Origin of the sequence: Natrinema sp. 74, from assembly GCF_046097095.1 — an archaeon.
Classification (GTDB): Archaea; Halobacteriota; Halobacteria; order Halobacteriales; family Natrialbaceae; genus Natrinema.
Genome location: NZ_CP175698.1, coordinates 3586187 through 3602383 on the forward strand (window position 1 = coordinate 3586187; position 16197 = coordinate 3602383).

Consider the following 16197-nt stretch of genomic DNA (forward strand, 5'->3'; position numbering starts at 1 on the left):
TCGTTCCTTTACTGTTCTCTCTTCGGGCGATCGTTCCGCGAGACGAGCCCGTGCTCGAGGACGCGACAGAACGGTATCGAGCGCAGTAGGACGGCAGATAAGCCGCGTCACAACGGCTCGGGTTCCACGCGCGGTGCCTCAGGGGGAACTGACGGCCTCGAGCGCGTCCTCGATAGCGTCGTCACCGGACAGGATCTCGAACGTCTCGCCGTAGACCGGCTCGCAGTCGATCGCCGTCACGAGCGTTCGGGCCACGTCTTCGCGGGGGATGTCACCCTCACCGAGCTCGAGCCCCTCGCTCGCTCGAATCGTTCCGGTTCCCTCTTCGTCGGTCAGTTCGCCCGGGCGAACGATCGTGTACGTCAGCCCGCTGTTCCGGAGGTACTCGTCGGCCTCGGCCTTGGCGATCAGGTAGTCTCGAAGCGGTTCGGGGCCGGATTCGGGGTCGTCGGCACCCATCGAACTCAACATGACGAACCGGTTGACGCCCGCTTCGACAGCCGCGTCGATGAGGTTGATCGCGCCGTCCCGGTCGACGCCGTAGACGTCGTCGCCGCTGGAGCCGGCCGCGAAGACGATCGCGTCGCAACCCTCGACCGCGTGGTCGACATCCGCGGTGAGGTCCGCGACGACCGGCTCCCCGCCCAGTGTTTCCATCTCGTCGACCTGGGACTCGTCGCGGACCATCGCTCGAGCGGTCCGGTCGCTGTCCCCGAGCAGTAACGTCACGTGCTGGCCGACGCCGCCGTGTGCGCCGGCGATGAGTACGGATTCGGTCATGAATGCCGGTTCGCCATACGCCGGGATACCAGTTTGGGTGGGGCGTGCGGCGTTACTCTCGATCCGTTGTGTCAACTCACCCGTAGACCGCTTTCGTTACTGGTCGGAAGATCACGCCGCGACCGCGGCGTTTTTCCCGGATGGTAACGAAACTAACTTGAGTAGATGACCACGGGCCAGCCCGAACCCCCCACCGACGCCGATCTCGAGTGGTGTTACGATGCGGTTCACGGCGTTTCGCGGACCTTTTCGATCACAATTGATCGGCTCGAAGAGCCGATGGCGAGACATATCTGTCTCGGCTATCTCCTATGTAGAATTGCTGATACGATTGAGGATGCGGGACACATTCCCCCGGACGAACAGACCGAACTGCTCGAGCAGTACGATCGGTTGCTCGATCCGGCCGTCTCGGAATCGGTCGGGACGTTCATGGACGATGTCGGGCCCTGGATCCCCGAGGATCGAGACGAGGACTGGGAGGTCGTCGCCGAGACGCCCCGCATCCTGCGCACGTTCGAGTCGCTCGACGAGGAGCCCCGCGAGATCATGCGCGAGCCGGTCCGGGAACTCGTCGACGGAATGGCGATGTTCACCAGCCGATACGCCACCGAGGGCGGACTGCGCCTCCAGACCGTCGAGGAACTCGAGGAGTACTGCTGGTACGCCGCCGGCACCGTCGGCACGCTGATCACCGGCTTGGTCGCCCGCGGCACCTCCCGAGAGCGGGCCGACGAGATGCGGGAGAACGCCCGGTCGTTCGCGTTGCTCCTCCAACTGGTCAACATCGCAAAGGACGTCGAGAACGACTACCACCAGGAGAACAACGTCTATCTCCCCGCCGAGTGGCTCGCGGCGGAGGACGTCGACGCCGAGTCCGTCACCGACGAGGCCCACCACTGCGGCGTCACCAACGTCATCAGACGAGTTACCGGCCGGGCCGAGCGCTACCTAGACGACGCCCAGCGGTACCTTGAGGTCGTGCCCGAACACCACGGCAATCGGCTCTCGGCGTGGGCGATCCCCTACCTGCTTGCGGTCGGTACCCTCCGGGAACTGCGCGAACGGCCCGAAGACGTCGTCCGCGAGGGCGACGTCAAGGTCTCCCGCGCGGAGGTGTACGCCCTCCTCCAGCAGTTCGAGGACGGCGTCCCGCGCTCGCGACTCGACGAACTCCGGCGAACGATGTCGAACCAGCCGCTGCACCAGTGAGCGATCGGTAAGTCTCGCCGGTCGGTCGCGGTAACGCGACCGGAACGCTGAATTACGGTCGGTCCCAACCGTCTCCGCACTGATGAGCGATGCGACCTCGGGCGACAACCCGGTCATCCTCTTCGACGGCGTCTGTAACCTCTGTAACGGGTTCGTCCAGTTTCTCCTCCCGCGGGACACGGACGGTATCTTCCGCTTCGCTTCGCTTCAGTCCGACGTCGGCAAGGAACTGCTCGCCGACCACGGGCTCCCGACCGACGAACTCGAGTCGATCGTCCTGATCGAGGGCGACGATTGGTACGTGAAATCGGGCGCGGTCATCCGCATCGCCCAGTTGCTCGGCGGCGTCTACGGTCTACTCGGCCCGTGCCGGTTTCTGCCGCGCGCGATTCGAGACCGCGCGTACGACTTCGTCGCCGCCCGGCGTTACCGCTGGTTCGGCGAGAAAGACCAGTGTGCAATGCCACCTGCCGACGTGGACGTGAACGCGCGGTTTCTCGAGTAGCGATCGATACGGCAGTCGCCGTCAGCCGCCTTCGGAAGCGAGTTCCCGGCCGAGCAACGCGAGCGGGAACCCGAATACGGCGACGACGGCGACCCACGAGAGCAGTTGCAAAACGGCGAGTGGGACGTAAAATCGATGTAATAGTCGCGAGACCGGGAACGCCATCGTCGCCGCAGCGATTGGGGTGATCGCGCCGATCGCGAGCGGAACGACCGGTGTTCGGCCGCGTTCGATGGCGTATCCGATCGGCAGAAAGAGCGCAGTAGCGAGGCCGAACAACAGCGGAGACGCGTAGATCGGCGGCCCGGCAAGCGCGACGGTGACGCCGCCGGTGACGATCGTCGCGAGCACTGCAAGCCCGGTCAGGCCGCCCGTCTCGAGTCGACCGCCGACTCGGCGGGCCGCGCTTCCCAGCGAGGCGTAGCCGAACCCGAGCATCGCCAGCGTGACAACGCCGGGCGGAACCCGTTGGGCCGACGTGAGCGTCCCGACGAGGACGAAGCCGAGGCCACCGACGACACCAATTACGGCGATGGCTCGCTCGAGCGCTGCGGTGTCGACATCAGCACGACCCCCAGCCACGAATCGGCCGATCCCGACGCCGACGATCCCGATCAGTAGTCCAGGGCCGGTGCCGGCGATCAGCCCCTGCCGCAACGCCGGCGGTCCGACAGTGAGTGCAATCGTCGCGTGGCCGCTCGCGGTGCCGAGAAGGCTGTCCTCGCCGTAGGTGACGTACACGGCTTCGTCGAAGTCGCGATCGCTTGCGCCCGTGCTGTCTCTGGTCCACGTCGCGGCGTTTCCGTCGACGCTTGCGTCGGTCGGACGATTCGTCACGACCGTCCCGTCTGGCGTGTGAAGCGTCACTCGTCGGGCCTGCTGGTCGTAATTGGTCGCCAGGTCCTTCTCGTGAAAGTAGTCGACGACCCACGACTCGCCGACGCCGCGTCGGGCGATGTCGTCGACGGTGTAGTTGACGACGACGGTTCCATCCTCGAGCGCCGTCTCGACCGTTCGAATATCGCCGTCGGCGACGTGATACCGGGGCCACGCACGTTCGACCGCGGCCTTGAGTGCGGTCGCGTTTGTCCGGTACCGTTCGGCGGCCGACTCGGTGACGGGAACGCGAGCGTGCCACAGCGAGTCGCCGGTCTCGTCGACGTAGATATCGAGTGTCCCGGAGCCGGTCGCGCCGGAAACGCTGACGTTTTCGACGCTGGAACCGCAGACGCCACAGACCGGTGCCGGCGGAGGGGCGGCGACGACGGCGGTGACGGCGGCGACACCGACGAGGCTACAACAGAGGGCGATCGCGGCGAGGCGGACAAGGCGGGTGGGGCGAGCGGGGCGCATCGTCCACGGGAACGGATGTCAGCGACAAATAAATTACGACGGTATGAAACGACGGGGTGCTACTCCTCGTAGTCGTAGAATCCGGCTCCCGTCTTCTTTCCGAGGTCGCCCGCCTCGACCTTTCGCTTGAGGAGGTAGGCTGGTTTATAGCGGTCGCCTAACTCCTCGTGAAGCGTCTCGGAGGCGTGTAGACACACGTCCAGCCCGATGTGATCGGCGAGCGTCAGCGGTCCCATCGGGACGTTCGTCCCGAGTTCCATTCCCGTATCGATGTCCTCCTTCGTGGCGACGCCCTCGTCGTAGGCCCGAATTCCCTCGTTGATCCACGGCATCAAGATGCGGTTCGTGACGAATCCGGGTTTGTCGTCGGCCTCCCAGGTCGTCTTCTCTAACTCCTCGGCGAGGCCGTGGGCCAGTTCGGTCGCCGCGTCGGCCGTCTTCTCGCCGACGACGACCTCGACGCCCTCCATGATCGGCACAGGGTTCATGAAGTGCAGTCCGATCACGCGCTCGGGGTGCTCGAGGTCGGCCGCGATCGACGTGATCGAGAGCGTGCTCGTGTTCGTCGCGAGCAGGATATCGTCGTCACAGACCCGCTCTAAGTCGGCGAACACCTCTCGTTTCACGTCCAGTTCCTCGAGGGCCGCCTCGACCACGAGGTCGCAGTCCGCGAGGTCGTCGAGGAGCGTCGTTCCCTCGATCCGGTCGCGGATTGTGTCGGGCTCTTCTGCGAGGCTCTCCCGGTTTGCGAGGCGTCCGAGGCTATCGTCGATGGTGTCGAACCCGTTTTCGACGAACTCGCGTTCGATGTCGCGCATCACCACGTCGTAGCCGGCGGTCGCCGCGACCTGTGCGATGCCGCTGCCCATCGTTCCCGCGCCGACAACGCCGATCTGGTCGATCTCGGTGCGAACCATACGGACGCTTTCGCCGTCTAAGCCGTAAGCGTGCTGGTGATTTTCGGATATTGTCCGACGGTTCGATCGGGTCGACCCCGTCGGAATGTCACCGACCGAAGAGGACAACTTTCAAGACGAGACAGTGAGAGCTATCGGCAACTGGTGAACTGTGTGAGCAAGAACGACGTCGCCCGCAACTCGAGCGAGACGGCGAGCGACACCGAACCCGGCGAGGGCCGCATCGTCGACATCGGGATCACCGTCGATGTCGGGACGGACGACGGCGATGCCGACACTGACGCCGATATCGAACTCGCGTTCGACGAGGCCGACCGTCTCGAGGCGGCCGACACCGAGTGCGACACCGACGGCATCCCCGACCGGCGGACTGAATCGACGATCGAGTCCGACGAACGCGAGGCCCTCGCAGACTGCGACATCGATCCCGAGGCCGTCGCCGAGAAGGAGTATTCCTACCGCTGCCTGTTGGACGAGGGCATCGACGAATCGGTCGCGGCCGCTCTCCGCAGACGGTTCTCGCTGCCGTGGTCGTTCGCGTCCGACGGCGATCTCGACCGGCGCTCGAGCGAGGTGCGCGGACTCGACGACGCCGAACGCGAGTGGATCGCCGTCAGCGAAGACGAAGACTGGCAGACCTTCGAGTACGAACACGCCGCCCCCGTCTCGACGGGGCGATCGCGCCCGTCGGAGCGCCCGTATCCGAAACCGACGCCGGCGACGGCGGTGACGGGCGTCGGTCCCGACGACGCCGACGCACTGGCAGACGCGGGGATTCAGTCGGCCGAGCGTCTGGCGACCATCGACGCAATGACCGTCGCTGACCTGCTCGATCTGAACGTCTTACACGTACGGATGTGGCGACACAACGCCCGCGAGTTACTCGAGTGAAGACCCGACCGCCGTCGCTCGACGCTCACGCAGCCGCTTTCTGCCGAATGTAATTACTACTCTTGTACGTAATATCGGTAATCAGGACCATCAGAGATATATAGCGCACTGTTGGACCGTCTAACAGATGATTCCGATCGACGACTCTCCGATCGTTCGCGACGGCAAGTCACTGATTCTGGCGATGGACCACGGACTTGAGCACGGTCCGGTCGACTTCGAAGACGTCCCGGAGAAACTCGATCCGTCGACGGTCTTCGAGACGGCGACCCACGATGCCGTCACCGCGATGGCCGTCCAGAAGGGGATTGCGGAGGGCTACTATCCTAGCTACGAGGACGACGTGAACCTCCTGTTGAAGCTAAACGGGACCTCGAATCTCTGGATGGGCGAGCCCGACTCGGCGGTCAACTGCTCGGTCGACTACGCGGCCGAAATCGGTGCCGACGCTCTCGGCTTTACCGTCTACGGCGGCTCGAACCACGAGATCGAGATGGTCGAGGAGTTCCGCGACGCCCAGGAGAAAGGCCGCGAATACGACCTCCCGATGGTCATGTGGTCGTACCCGCGCGGACAGGGGCTGAAAAACGACACCAAGCCCAGTACGATCTCCTACGCAACCCGATTGGCCCTCGAGCTGGGCGCTGACATCGCGAAGGTCAAGTACCCCGGCAGCAAGGACGCGATGGCCCACGCGGTGCAGTGTGCCGGCGACATGAACGTCGTCATGTCCGGCGGGTCGAAGACCTCCGACTACGAGTTCCTTTCGACCGTCGAGGCCGTCATCGACGCCGGCGCGACGGGGCTGGCCGTCGGCCGCAACGTCTGGCAGCGAGAGGATCCCACGCAACTGCTCGACGCACTCGAGAAGGTCATCTACGAGGAGGCAACTGCCGACGCCGCACTCGAGGCGACCGAATAGGGATGACGGTTTCGGACCCAGTCGTCGAGGAGGTCGTGTCGACGATCGGCCGCTCGGCGACCGAGATCCGGCAGGGGCTGATCGGCCGCCGGGGGACGGTCGACGAGGAGAACCCCAGCGGCGAGACCCAGGCCGAGGCCGACGTCTGGGCCGACGAGCTGCTCGCCGACCGACTCGCCGAGATTGACGGCGTCGGCGAGTACGCCAGCGAGGAGCGCGCCGACGTGATCGACTGCGGTGACGACCCCGCCGACGCGGACGCTTACGCCGTCGCGGTCGACCCACTCGACGGCTCGTCGAACCTCAAGTCCAACAACACGATGGGGACGATCTTCGGCGTCTACGACGACGCGCTACCCGCCCGCGGCGAGACCCTCGTCGCCGCCGGCTACGTCCTCTACGGGCCGATCACGACGATGGTGATCGCCACCGACGAGACCGTCGCCGAGTACGAACTCTCCGGCGGCGAGCGGGCGATCGTCGACGACGACGTGACCATCCCCGACGAACCGGTCGTCTACGGCTTCGGCGGCCGCGTCCCCGACTGGCCCGACGACTTCCGCGCGTACGCCCGCGAAATCGAGAGCGAACTCAAACTCCGCTATGGCGGCGCGCTGATCGGCGACGTACACCAGGTGCTTACGTACGGCGGAACGTTCGCCTATCCCGCCCTCGAGTCACACCCCGACGGGAAGCTCCGACTCCAGTTCGAGGGGAATCCGATCGGCTACGTCGTCGAGCAGGCCGGCGGTCACTCCTCGAACGGTGATCGATCGCTGCTGGCAGTCGATCCCGACGGACTCCACGGCCGGGCGCCGTTCCACGTCGGCAATGAGGAGTTGATCGAGCGCCTCGAGACGGCACTCGAGTAACCAGCGGTTCCGGGCCTGTTTTCGCAGTCAGTCCAGCCACTCCGCCGTCACGCTGACGTAGCCACCGACGCCGACCAGCAACAGCGCGTAGAACGCCCATCGCGGCCAGGCAGTCTCGAGAAAGAGCAGCGTCAGGAACAGGACCCATAGTGAAACGATGAGCAGGTCAGCGAGAAGGCGGAGGCTGCCGTTCGTGAACGCGGCGAGGACGCTGTAGTCGGACTCGGCGTCGGTTCGTGAGGGGTGGGCGGAATCGTTACTCATAGTGGTCGTGGTTTGAATTGTCGTCGAGTGCGGTTCGTGCGGTCAGAAGTGGTAGCCATATTCCTCGGTCAGTCGATACGCGCCGACGCCCCAGACGTAGCTCTGTCCGGGCCACCAGGTGCGGGCGTTGTTGAAGCCGGCGACGAGGACCTCGTCGTCTTCGCCCTGAGGATCGCGGTGGTAGCTCACGGAGCCGCTGTCGCCGTCGATCAGGTCCATTTCGCCGCCCCAGCGGATCTGTCCCCGGCGGCAGAACTCGTCAGTGAAACAGGTCACCGCGTCGATGCCCTGAATCTTCCCCGTTGTGTGACCGCTCAGCGCACCGACCTTCTCGAGGTCGCGGTCCCGTGCGATGAGATCGGCGAGGCCGAACCTGGTGAACTGGCCGCGAACGCGCGGCAGCGACGGCGCGTCGATCCTGCTGGCGGGTCCGAGCAAGCCGTTTGGTTCGATCACGGCGATGTCCAGAACGGGATGGTAGGTCGTCACCGTCCCGAGTTCGACGGCGTCTGCGTCTTCTCGCGGGAGCATCAGGGTGCCGTCGGTCGTCTCGCGATCCTCGGCGAAGGCGTGCTCGGCGGTCACGAAGAAGCGTCGCTCGCCGTCCGGCTGGTACAGCGCCGGTGCGAGCGTCGCCAGACTCGAGGGGGTCTCGCAGGCGACGCCGCTGGGAACGTTGCCGTCCGCGACGCCGGTTGCGAATCGCGGTTCTCTGGCCTCGGCACCGTCCTCGAAGTCCTCGATCTCGATAATCGTCTTGACGTCGATATCGATCCCCTCTGCGACGTCCGCGAGCAGTTCGCCGATGGAGTGGCCCTCGCTCGAGACGCCGACGGAGACGGCGGCGGTCCCGCTGTCGTAGTCGCCGGGGACGACGGCGCTGCCGAGATACCCGGTGAAGGCGATGTCGGCGAGGCGTTCGTTGATCTCGAAGGCGTTCGTGACGGCGGCGTACCATTCGGCGGGCACGTCTCGAGTCTGTTCGCGAACAGACCACGGGTCGTCGGGGTCGTCCCTGACGAGTGCGGTGACGACGGGGACCGTGCCGTCGTCGGCGGCGAGGAAGTCGTCGACGCCGAGCCACTGGGCCATGCCGAGCGCGTAGCCGCCACTGGCAAGAGTTCGGAGAAACCGTCGTCGATCCATTCCCGTCTCGACCCGGTCGCCGAGCGTTGCGAGTCGCTGGACGAGATGATCGATCTCTGACTCGTCTTCCATGCTGCGATATCGGTGTTCGGCCGCCACTATCCCCGGTCCGCCGACACACCCGTTTACGGACACGGGATCGGTTACCGTCGAATGGAACGGCGAAATTGATGAAAGCGGTTCTGCCTGCAATTGCCGCCGGGCGTCATCCCCGCCGGTACTGACGAGACAGACGACATGCTGTGGACGTGGTCTCGACCGGCTCGACGCGATCGAGTCGACCTCGTTCCAGCGTGACCCACGTCCCGATAGCAGTCAGAGATAAAGACTGTACGACTGAACGCGAGCGTTCGTGGTCCACGGTCGTCGACTGATAGCTGTCTCCGTGTTGGTGACCACGGAGGCAAAACGCACTCTCGATCGGCCCGCGCCGCGACCGCGATCCGCTCCCTCCTCATCCCTCGCGGCGAGCTCCAACGATCGGTGACGATCGATTCGGCGCGAGCCGATGTCTCCTCTTTCCCTGTGTCCGGCCGACCGCGACCGACCGCTCGAGCGACCGCGGCCGGCGACGAGCGGGGTACTCGAGGCCGTCCGTCGAGGTACGTTCCGATTACAGCCGGAGAGACGCACTGCATACGCCCGGACCGACGTCGCCCGGTCGACTCGTCGCCGACCGAGTTGGCGGCTATCTGGGACCGTTTCAGTCGGTTATAATGTCTTACCAGTAACGGAACGGTCTCTACGACTCCCATAACAATACCCGTGGTGGTTGAACCGACGCTCGCTCCCGATGGCACGGTGATCCGGTTCGACTCCGGTGGGGAGGGTATGAGTTCCGAGAGCGCGTTCCTGCACCGCCGATTGCCCGGCGACGTGACACCCGCCGGTCTCGAGCGATTGCTGTGGGTGCTCGTCGCCGTCGCCCTGCTCGCCGATATCGCGACGACGTTCGTTGGGCTTCGCCTGGGGCTGTCAGAATCCAATCCGGCCGCTCGCGGGGCGATCGAGGGGTTCGGCGTCGCCGGGATGGTCGGCTTGAAGGCGTTCGCGATCGGCGTCGGACTGATCTGTCGGCGCTTACTCGAGCAGGCGTATCGGTCGATCGTCCCGGCTGGACTTGCGGTACCGTGGCTGGTCGCCGCGCTGTTGAACCTCTATACGATCTCGTTGACGCTCTGATTTCGTGGCCGATTCATCAAACCGGCACTATTATTAATATTTTGTTAGAAGAACTGTGTATGGATGGCAACCGCACTGCAACGAGGCGACGGTGGCTTCGTGGCTGTGGCTCGCTGGGAGCCGTCGGGCTGGCCGGCTGTCTCGGCGATTCCACCGACGGGCCGGACGCTGACGAGACCGACGATCTCGAGTCGGGCTCGCTTACGTTTCCGGCGGGGGTGACCGCCGACGGCATCGGCGATCCGGCGGCGCTTTTCGAGGGCCACAGAAACGCGCTCACGGCGACATCGTTTACCGCCGACTATACGACACGGCGCCGCTGGACGAGCAGAGGTGGGCGATCGACGACGCAGCTGATGGCGGCGTTCGAGCTCTGGGCCGACCCCGACGCCGAACGCGTTGAGAAGGTCACGTACGACCACGACGGAAGCGGCGACCGCGAAATGGACCGCGGCATCTACATCGACGGTGACCGGGGTGCGACCAGCGGCAACGAACCCGTTACGCAACGGACCGCCGAGGGCGTGATCGAGACGGCCTTCGATCCGCTTAGCGACTGGCTCCGATGCGTCGAGAGCGAGTACGACGGTATCGGGACGATCGATGGCGAACGGATACATCGCATCCGCGTGACCGAGATCGACGCTGCGGGCGTCCCCGGTGACGGCGTCACCGACGAGGGAACGCTTCTCGTCGACGAGGACGGTCGACTCCGCAGCGTCAGACTGCGACAGTCGGAAACGCGTGCGGACACGCTCGTCACCTTCGAGGTTCGGTTCACGTGTCATGGCTTCGGGGAGACGACGGTCGACGAACCCGAGTGGGTGGACGAACTCGAGCGAGCCGGCGTCACGGCCGTCGAACTCGAGCCCGGAACGCGGATCGATCTGTCGGCACAGACATCGGCCTGGGTCGGACTCAAACCGGAGCCGATCGCGGGGCTCGAAAACCCGCCACTCGCCCTCGAGTCGGGTGAGTCGTACGCGATCGGCTGGTCCGAGGGCGACGGCGCTGTACACAATCTCGCGCTCAGAGATGAAACCGAGGAGGTCGTCGGCGGACTCGAGACAGAGCTAACGACCGATCCGGCGGGAGCACAGTGGCTCGAATTCGTCGCGAGCGACGAACTGGCGGGGTACGCCTGCGAACCGCACGCACCGACGATGAACGGCGATATCGAGATCAGGTAACCGAAATCCCGTCCGAAATCACTGCCGCTCGAGGTGCCGTCGCCACGCCCGAACCTCCTCGAGGACCGCCGTCCACTGCTCGCGCGATCCCGGTACCTCACCGCCGGTCAGGCGCTCGCGCTCGGCCTCAAGTCGGTCCCGAATCGTCGCGGGCTCCTCGACGTTCCAGAAGGTGATCTCGGTGCCGCTGGCCGTCTCGATCGTGACGGTGCCGTAGCCGACGAATCGACCGATCGGATCCTGCTCGACGGTCGTGTTCTGAATTCGGTCGAGCGAGACGGTCCGGACGGTCCGCCCGAGCACGCCGTGACGAGTCGCAGCCACCGCGTCCGTGATGACGAACGCCGTATTCGAGACGCGGGCGTACTGCCACAGCGCCGGCACGATGACGAGCAGAACACTGAGGCCGGCGACGACCGGCACTACCTTGAGAGCGATCGCGGCCAACAGCGCGACCGTCCCGATGACGGCGACCGCGGCCGACGGCAGCACGGTTTGGATGCGCGGGCCACCCTGCCAGCGGATCCCCTCGTCCTCGAGCGGGAGCCAGGCCGGACTCGGAGTCGCGGTCGATCGCTCGTCATCGGGGGCCGAGTCGCCGGTAGTCGCCCTCGAGTCGACTCCCGTCGCCGACTCGGATCCATCAGTTCTCGTCATGCTCATAGGCGGAGCCACCGGTGTCGTCGTCGGCCGCCTCGTCGGCGTGCGATCGAACACGGTCGTCGTCCTCGAGCGTGACGCGAATGGCTCGCAGTTCGGTGAGGATCTCGTCGAGCACGTCCTCGCTCGACTCGCCGGCCGTGGATCCACCTCGCTTGCGGTCGATCCGTTCGCTGATCCGCTGTTGGACGCCCTTCGGATCGGGCACCGCGTCGAAGGACAGCTCGACCCCGGAGCCGCCGGCGGTGCTGACCTCGACGTCCCCGTAGCCAAAGTGGGTGCCGAGCGCGCTCTGGCTGTAGGAGATGTCCTGGACCTTCTCGTGTTCGATCCGTTTGACGTCCCGTGAGAGGATGCCCGTTTTCTTGTACAGCGCCCGGTTCGTCACGACGTAGTGGGTGTTCGTCACCCGGAGGTACTCGCTCGCGATGATGACCAGCCCGATCAGGATGATCGAGAGCGGAATTCCAATCGCGATGCCAGGGATGAGCGCTCGCCGGTCCGGGCCGCCGGCCCAAAGAAGCTCCTCGTCATCCTCGAGCGAGAGCCATTCGTAGTCCGCGTCGACGGTGGGGTCCGTGCTCATCGCGAGATCACGCTCCGCCACCCGCGGCGTAGTCGCGTTTCAACGAGCGGACGGTCCGATTGAACTCGCAGACGAGTTGCTCGCCCGACTCGTTCGTTTTGAACGCCTCGACGCGCATGGTAACGGCCTCGCGCTCGCCGAGCCCGGTGTCGCCCGCGAACGCCTCGTAGTTCAGTTCGGTCACGGCTGTCCTGTCACAGAGCGACCACAAAAACACGTCGAGTGCTCGAGTCCCGCCGATCCGTTCCATCGAGACGCGGCGGACGCCGTTCGACCGACGCACGCAAGGGTCAATTCGAAATTGACTCGGGCGTGACCTCCGAGTAGGTGAGTCACGTGACCACACATCAATCCGAGACGGCCGACACCGGCCCGGACCGGGTAGCGGACGCGATCGCCGAGCGCGCGACCGGGCTCGAAGAGGGGTTCGACGGGCTCGTCGAAGGAGTCGCCGACGCGGACGTGGTCCTGTTAGGCGAAGCCTCTCACGGCACGTCCGAGTACTACCGGCTACGGGCGCGGCTGACGGCGCGCCTGCTCGAGCACCACGGGTTCGAGTTCGTTGCGGTCGAGGGCGACTGGACGGATTGTTTCGACGTAACCCGGTACGTCACCGGTCGGACCGACGCCGACAGCGCCGCCGACGCGCTCGCCGATTTCGAGCGCTGGCCGACGTGGATGTGGGCCAACTGGGAGGTCGCCGAGTTCGCGGACTGGCTGGCCGACTACAACGCGGACCGTCCCGTCGGCGAGCGTGCGGGGTTCTACGGCCTCGACGTCTACAGCCTCTACGAGTCGATGGCCGCCGTGATCGACTACCTGCAGGACCTCGATCCCGAACTGGCCGACCGCGCGCGGGACGCCTACCACTGCTTCGAACCGTACGGCGAGGACGCCCGCGAGTACGCCAGTTCGATCCGGCTGGTGCCAGAAGACTGCGAGGACGAGGTGCTCGAGGTGCTCCGCGGACTCCGCGAGGAAATGACAGACCGCTACGCGGACTACGACGGCGACGATCCGGTCGCCGATTTCGCCGCCGAGCAGAACGCACTCGTTGCGACAAACGCCGAGTCCTACTACCGCACGATGGCCCGCGGCGGAGACGAATCGTGGAACGTCCGGGATCGCCACATGAGCGAGACCCTCGAGCGATTGCTCGAGTTTCACGACGCGCCGGGGATCGTCTGGGCGCACAACACCCACGTCGGCGACGCCCGCGCGACGACCATGCAGGATCGGGGCAAGCTCAACCTCGGGCAGCTGGCCCGTGAGGAGGTCTGCGAGGACGACGCCGCCGTCGCCGTCATCGGCTTCGGCTCCCACCGCGGGAGCGTCGTTGCCGGCGACCAGTGGGGCGCGCCGATGGAGCAGATGCGGGTCCCTGAGGCCAAAGCCGACAGCTACGAGGACGCGTTTCATCGGGCCGGAATCGGAGACTGCGTCCTCGAGTTCGATCGCGGCTACGGCGCGGCAGGTGACCCGGATCACGACCCCCTGGCCGATCCTCGCGGCCACCGGGCGATCGGCGTGGTTTATGACCCTACGTACGAGGGCGGCAACTACGTCCGGACGGTGTTACCGGACCGCTACGACGCGTTCATCCACGTCGACGAAACCGAGGCGCTGCACCCGTTCGATATCGAGGGTGGCGAGACGCCGCCGGAGACGTATCCCTGGGGCGTCTGAAAGCCGTCGGTTTCGCGGTTCGACCGTCGCGAGTCCACGGCTCGGTGCTCCTTTCGAGCGAACTAGTCGTAAGTGTTCGTACAGCGCAACGGTTCGTAGGTACCCGTGCGACGGCCCGAATAGTTTCGTTTTCGAAACGTTTGATATTAGTCCCGCACTAAGACTCGTCATGATCTCTCGAGAATTGTCCGCCCAACTCGGTGCCGCGTCCGTCGCGGTCATCGTGTTGCTCGTCGCCGCGTACTTCGACATTGGAACCGGGACGGGACCGGCCGCGATCGCAGTGACCTTGCTCTTCAACGGCGTCCTTTTCGGCGGGGCGCACCTCTATCTCGCGCTTCGGGGCGACGACGGGATGGTTCCGGTCGCGGCGCGGTGGCGCTACGTGGCGATGCTCTGCGGGCTACTCGGTGGCGGTGCGCTCGTCTACGGCGGCGACCGAACGATCGCGACCGTCACGCTCGAGACGATCGGGTTCGCGGTGCTGGCGCTCGTCGTCAGCGGGTATCTCGTCACCGAAACGGTCGCCAGCTACCGCGACGCTCGGCGGAGTGACGGATAGGGCCGCATCTCTGCGCTCTTCCTCAAGTTCGACGCTGGCCGTCGAACTCCCGTTCTTATTCGACCATCCCTGTCTCCTCGCCGGCGTCTTGCTGGACCCAGATCGTCTTCGTGTTGACGAACTCCCGGATGCCGTGTCTCGAGAGTTCTCGACCGTAGCCCGAGTCCTTGACGCCGCCGAAGGGGAGTCGGGGATCGGACTTGACGAGTTCGTTGACGAACGCCAGCCCGGACTCGAACTCGCGGGCGACGCGCTCGCCGCGCTCTAGGTCTTCCGTCCAGACGCTCGCGCCGAGCCCGAAGCGGGTGTCGTTGGCCTTCTCGATCGCGGCATCTTCGTCGGGGACCCGGAAGACGGTCGCGACGGGGCCGAACAGTTCCTCCTGATCGGCGGGCGCATCTTCGGGCACGTCGGTCAGCACCGTCGGCGGATAGTACGCGCCTTCGCGGTCCATCGGCTCGCCGCCGAGTTCGATCTCGCCGCCTTTCTCGACGGTCTCCTCGACCTGCTTGTGGAGGTCTTCCATGAGGTCAGCGCGGGCCTGTGGCCCGATATCCGTGTCCTCGTCCATCGGATCGCCGACGGTCTGTGCGTCCATTGCCTCGACGAACCGGTCGACGAATTCGTCGTAGATCTCGTCGACCACGACGAACCGCTTGGCCGCGATACAAGACTGGCCGTTGTTGATCAGCCGTGCCTGCACCGCCGTCTCGACGGTTTCGTCCATCGGCGCGTCCTCGAGCACGACGAACGGGTCGCTCCCGCCGAGCTCGAGGACGGTCTTTTTGAGCCGGCTGCCAGCGCTCTCGGCGACCGCTCGGCCTGCACCGTCGCTGCCGGTGAGGGTGACGCCCGCGATGCGATCGTCCTCGATCACCGCGTCGATCTCGTCAGAGCCGATCAACAGCGTGGTAAACGCGCCCTCGGGGAAGCCGGCCTCCTCGAAGACGTCCTGAATGGCCCGCGCGCAGCCGGGGACGTTCGAGGCGTGTTTCAGCAGCCCGACGTTGCCCGCCGCGAGGTTGGGGGCGGCAAACCGGAACACCTGCCAGAACGGGAAGTTCCAGGGCATGATCGCCAGAATCGGTCCCAGGGGCTGGTAGGCCACGACCGTCCGCGCGTCTTCGTCGCTCGCGATCACCTCGTCCTGGAGATGTTCGGCGGCGGTTTCGGCGTAGTAGTCACAGAGCCACGCGCACTTCTCGACCTCGCTGTGGGCTTGTGCGATGGGTTTCCCCATCTCCTCGGTCATCAGTTCGGCGTATTCGTCGGCGTTCTCTCGAAGCACCTCGCCCGCCCTCGCGAGCAGCCGCTGGCGCGTCTCGATCGGCGTTTCGGCCCACTCTTCGAAGGTCTCGGCCGCCCGCGCAATATGGTCGTCTCGCTCGTCGGCCGACGTTTCCTCGAAGCGGTCGACTACGTCTCCCGTCGCCGGATTCGTACTCTCGATGGACATGCAGCGAGTGACC

General features: G+C 65.5%; 18 protein-coding genes. 9 read left to right on the forward strand and 9 right to left on the reverse strand.

The annotated features are described in order from the left end of the window. Nucleotides 1–138 precede the first annotated feature (138 nt). Nucleotides 139–780 carry an SDR family oxidoreductase gene (locus ACJ70B_RS17855; RefSeq protein WP_408958337.1) on the reverse strand — a complete coding sequence of 214 codons (642 nt, stop codon included), beginning with the start codon at nucleotides 778–780 and terminating at the stop codon, nucleotides 139–141. Between the two features lie 165 nt (nucleotides 781–945). Here ACJ70B_RS17855 and ACJ70B_RS17860 point away from each other — a divergent pair, with 165 nt between their 5' ends. Both ACJ70B_RS17860 and ACJ70B_RS17865 read left to right on the forward strand, forming a co-directional pair. After that, nucleotides 946–1992, forward strand: coding sequence for a phytoene/squalene synthase family protein (locus tag ACJ70B_RS17860; protein WP_408958338.1), 1047 nt, complete (start codon nucleotides 946–948; stop codon nucleotides 1990–1992). A gap of 82 nt (nucleotides 1993–2074) precedes the next feature. Continuing rightward, nucleotides 2075–2497, forward strand: coding sequence for a thiol-disulfide oxidoreductase DCC family protein (locus ACJ70B_RS17865; protein WP_408958339.1), 423 nt, complete (start codon nucleotides 2075–2077; stop codon nucleotides 2495–2497). Between the two features lie 21 nt (nucleotides 2498–2518). Here the strand turns inward: ACJ70B_RS17865 and ACJ70B_RS17870 are convergent, their stop codons facing one another. Next, entirely contained in the window at nucleotides 2519–3850 is a 1332-nt protein-coding gene (locus ACJ70B_RS17870; protein WP_408958340.1) for a hypothetical protein, read from the reverse strand. Between the two features lie 59 nt (nucleotides 3851–3909). Next, the gene (locus ACJ70B_RS17875; RefSeq protein WP_408958341.1) at nucleotides 3910–4767 is read right to left on the reverse strand and encodes a 3-hydroxyacyl-CoA dehydrogenase family protein; all 858 of its coding nucleotides are present in this window, start codon (nucleotides 4765–4767) and stop codon (nucleotides 3910–3912) included. Between the two features lie 153 nt (nucleotides 4768–4920). Between ACJ70B_RS17875 and ACJ70B_RS17880 the strand changes: the two genes are divergently transcribed. The 3 genes from ACJ70B_RS17880 to ACJ70B_RS17890 all read left to right on the forward strand — a co-directional run bounded on the left by ACJ70B_RS17880 (nucleotide 4921) and on the right by ACJ70B_RS17890 (nucleotide 7452). Then, nucleotides 4921–5658 (forward strand): hypothetical protein, encoded by a 738-nt coding sequence (locus ACJ70B_RS17880; RefSeq protein WP_408958342.1) that lies wholly within the window; start codon nucleotides 4921–4923, stop codon nucleotides 5656–5658. Nucleotides 5659–5785: 127 nt separating this feature from the next. Next, complete coding sequence (locus tag ACJ70B_RS17885) at nucleotides 5786–6580, forward strand: class I fructose-bisphosphate aldolase (RefSeq protein ID WP_408958343.1); 795 nt, start codon at nucleotides 5786–5788, stop codon at nucleotides 6578–6580. A 2-nt stretch (nucleotides 6581–6582) separates the two neighbouring features. Next, nucleotides 6583–7452 (forward strand): class 1 fructose-bisphosphatase, encoded by an 870-nt coding sequence (locus ACJ70B_RS17890; RefSeq protein ID WP_408958344.1) that lies wholly within the window; start codon nucleotides 6583–6585, stop codon nucleotides 7450–7452. Between the two features lie 27 nt (nucleotides 7453–7479). On the opposite strand, the gene ACJ70B_RS17895 is transcribed toward ACJ70B_RS17890, so the two are convergent. Further along, complete coding sequence (locus ACJ70B_RS17895; RefSeq protein WP_408958345.1) at nucleotides 7480–7716, reverse strand: hypothetical protein; 237 nt, start codon at nucleotides 7714–7716, stop codon at nucleotides 7480–7482. 42 nt (nucleotides 7717–7758) lie between these two features. Continuing rightward, the gene (locus ACJ70B_RS17900; RefSeq protein WP_408958346.1) at nucleotides 7759–8934 is read right to left on the reverse strand and encodes a hypothetical protein; all 1176 of its coding nucleotides are present in this window, start codon (nucleotides 8932–8934) and stop codon (nucleotides 7759–7761) included. 759 nt (nucleotides 8935–9693) lie between these two features. Between ACJ70B_RS17900 and ACJ70B_RS17905 the strand changes: the two genes are divergently transcribed. Together ACJ70B_RS17905 and ACJ70B_RS17910 are read left to right on the forward strand one after the other, a co-directional pair. Continuing rightward, the gene (locus tag ACJ70B_RS17905; RefSeq protein ID WP_408958347.1) at nucleotides 9694–10044 is read left to right on the forward strand and encodes a DUF5658 family protein; all 351 of its coding nucleotides are present in this window, start codon (nucleotides 9694–9696) and stop codon (nucleotides 10042–10044) included. A gap of 59 nt (nucleotides 10045–10103) precedes the next feature. Then, the gene (locus ACJ70B_RS17910; protein ID WP_408958348.1) at nucleotides 10104–11234 is read left to right on the forward strand and encodes a hypothetical protein; all 1131 of its coding nucleotides are present in this window, start codon (nucleotides 10104–10106) and stop codon (nucleotides 11232–11234) included. 18 nt (nucleotides 11235–11252) lie between these two features. Here ACJ70B_RS17910 and ACJ70B_RS17915 read toward each other — a convergent pair whose 3' ends face one another. The 3 genes from ACJ70B_RS17915 to ACJ70B_RS17925 are packed head-to-tail and all read right to left on the reverse strand — an operon-like array spanning nucleotide 11253 to nucleotide 12664. Continuing rightward, the gene (locus ACJ70B_RS17915) at nucleotides 11253–11897 is read right to left on the reverse strand and encodes a PH domain-containing protein (RefSeq protein ID WP_408958349.1); all 645 of its coding nucleotides are present in this window, start codon (nucleotides 11895–11897) and stop codon (nucleotides 11253–11255) included. Then, nucleotides 11878–12480 carry a PH domain-containing protein gene (locus ACJ70B_RS17920; RefSeq protein ID WP_408958350.1) on the reverse strand — a complete coding sequence of 201 codons (603 nt, stop codon included), beginning with the start codon at nucleotides 12478–12480 and terminating at the stop codon, nucleotides 11878–11880. Before ACJ70B_RS17920 ends, ACJ70B_RS17915 begins: the two co-directional genes overlap by 20 nt. A 7-nt stretch (nucleotides 12481–12487) precedes the next feature. Continuing rightward, nucleotides 12488–12664, reverse strand: a complete 177-nt coding sequence (locus ACJ70B_RS17925) for a hypothetical protein (RefSeq protein WP_408958351.1) — start codon at nucleotides 12662–12664, stop codon at nucleotides 12488–12490. Between the two features lie 152 nt (nucleotides 12665–12816). Between ACJ70B_RS17925 and ACJ70B_RS17930 the strand changes: the two genes are divergently transcribed. Both ACJ70B_RS17930 and ACJ70B_RS17935 read left to right on the forward strand, forming a co-directional pair. Next, on the forward strand, nucleotides 12817–14166 hold the full coding sequence (locus tag ACJ70B_RS17930) for an erythromycin esterase family protein (protein WP_408958352.1): 1350 nt from the start codon (nucleotides 12817–12819) through the stop codon (nucleotides 14164–14166). A gap of 169 nt (nucleotides 14167–14335) precedes the next feature. Then, entirely contained in the window at nucleotides 14336–14728 is a 393-nt protein-coding gene (locus ACJ70B_RS17935) for a hypothetical protein (protein WP_408958353.1), read from the forward strand. Between the two features lie 55 nt (nucleotides 14729–14783). Here the strand turns inward: ACJ70B_RS17935 and ACJ70B_RS17940 are convergent, their stop codons facing one another. After that, nucleotides 14784–16184: an NAD-dependent succinate-semialdehyde dehydrogenase gene (locus tag ACJ70B_RS17940; RefSeq protein ID WP_408960134.1), complete on the reverse strand. Its 1401-nt coding sequence runs from the start codon at nucleotides 16182–16184 to the stop codon at nucleotides 14784–14786. Nucleotides 16185–16197: the final 13 nt, after the last annotated feature.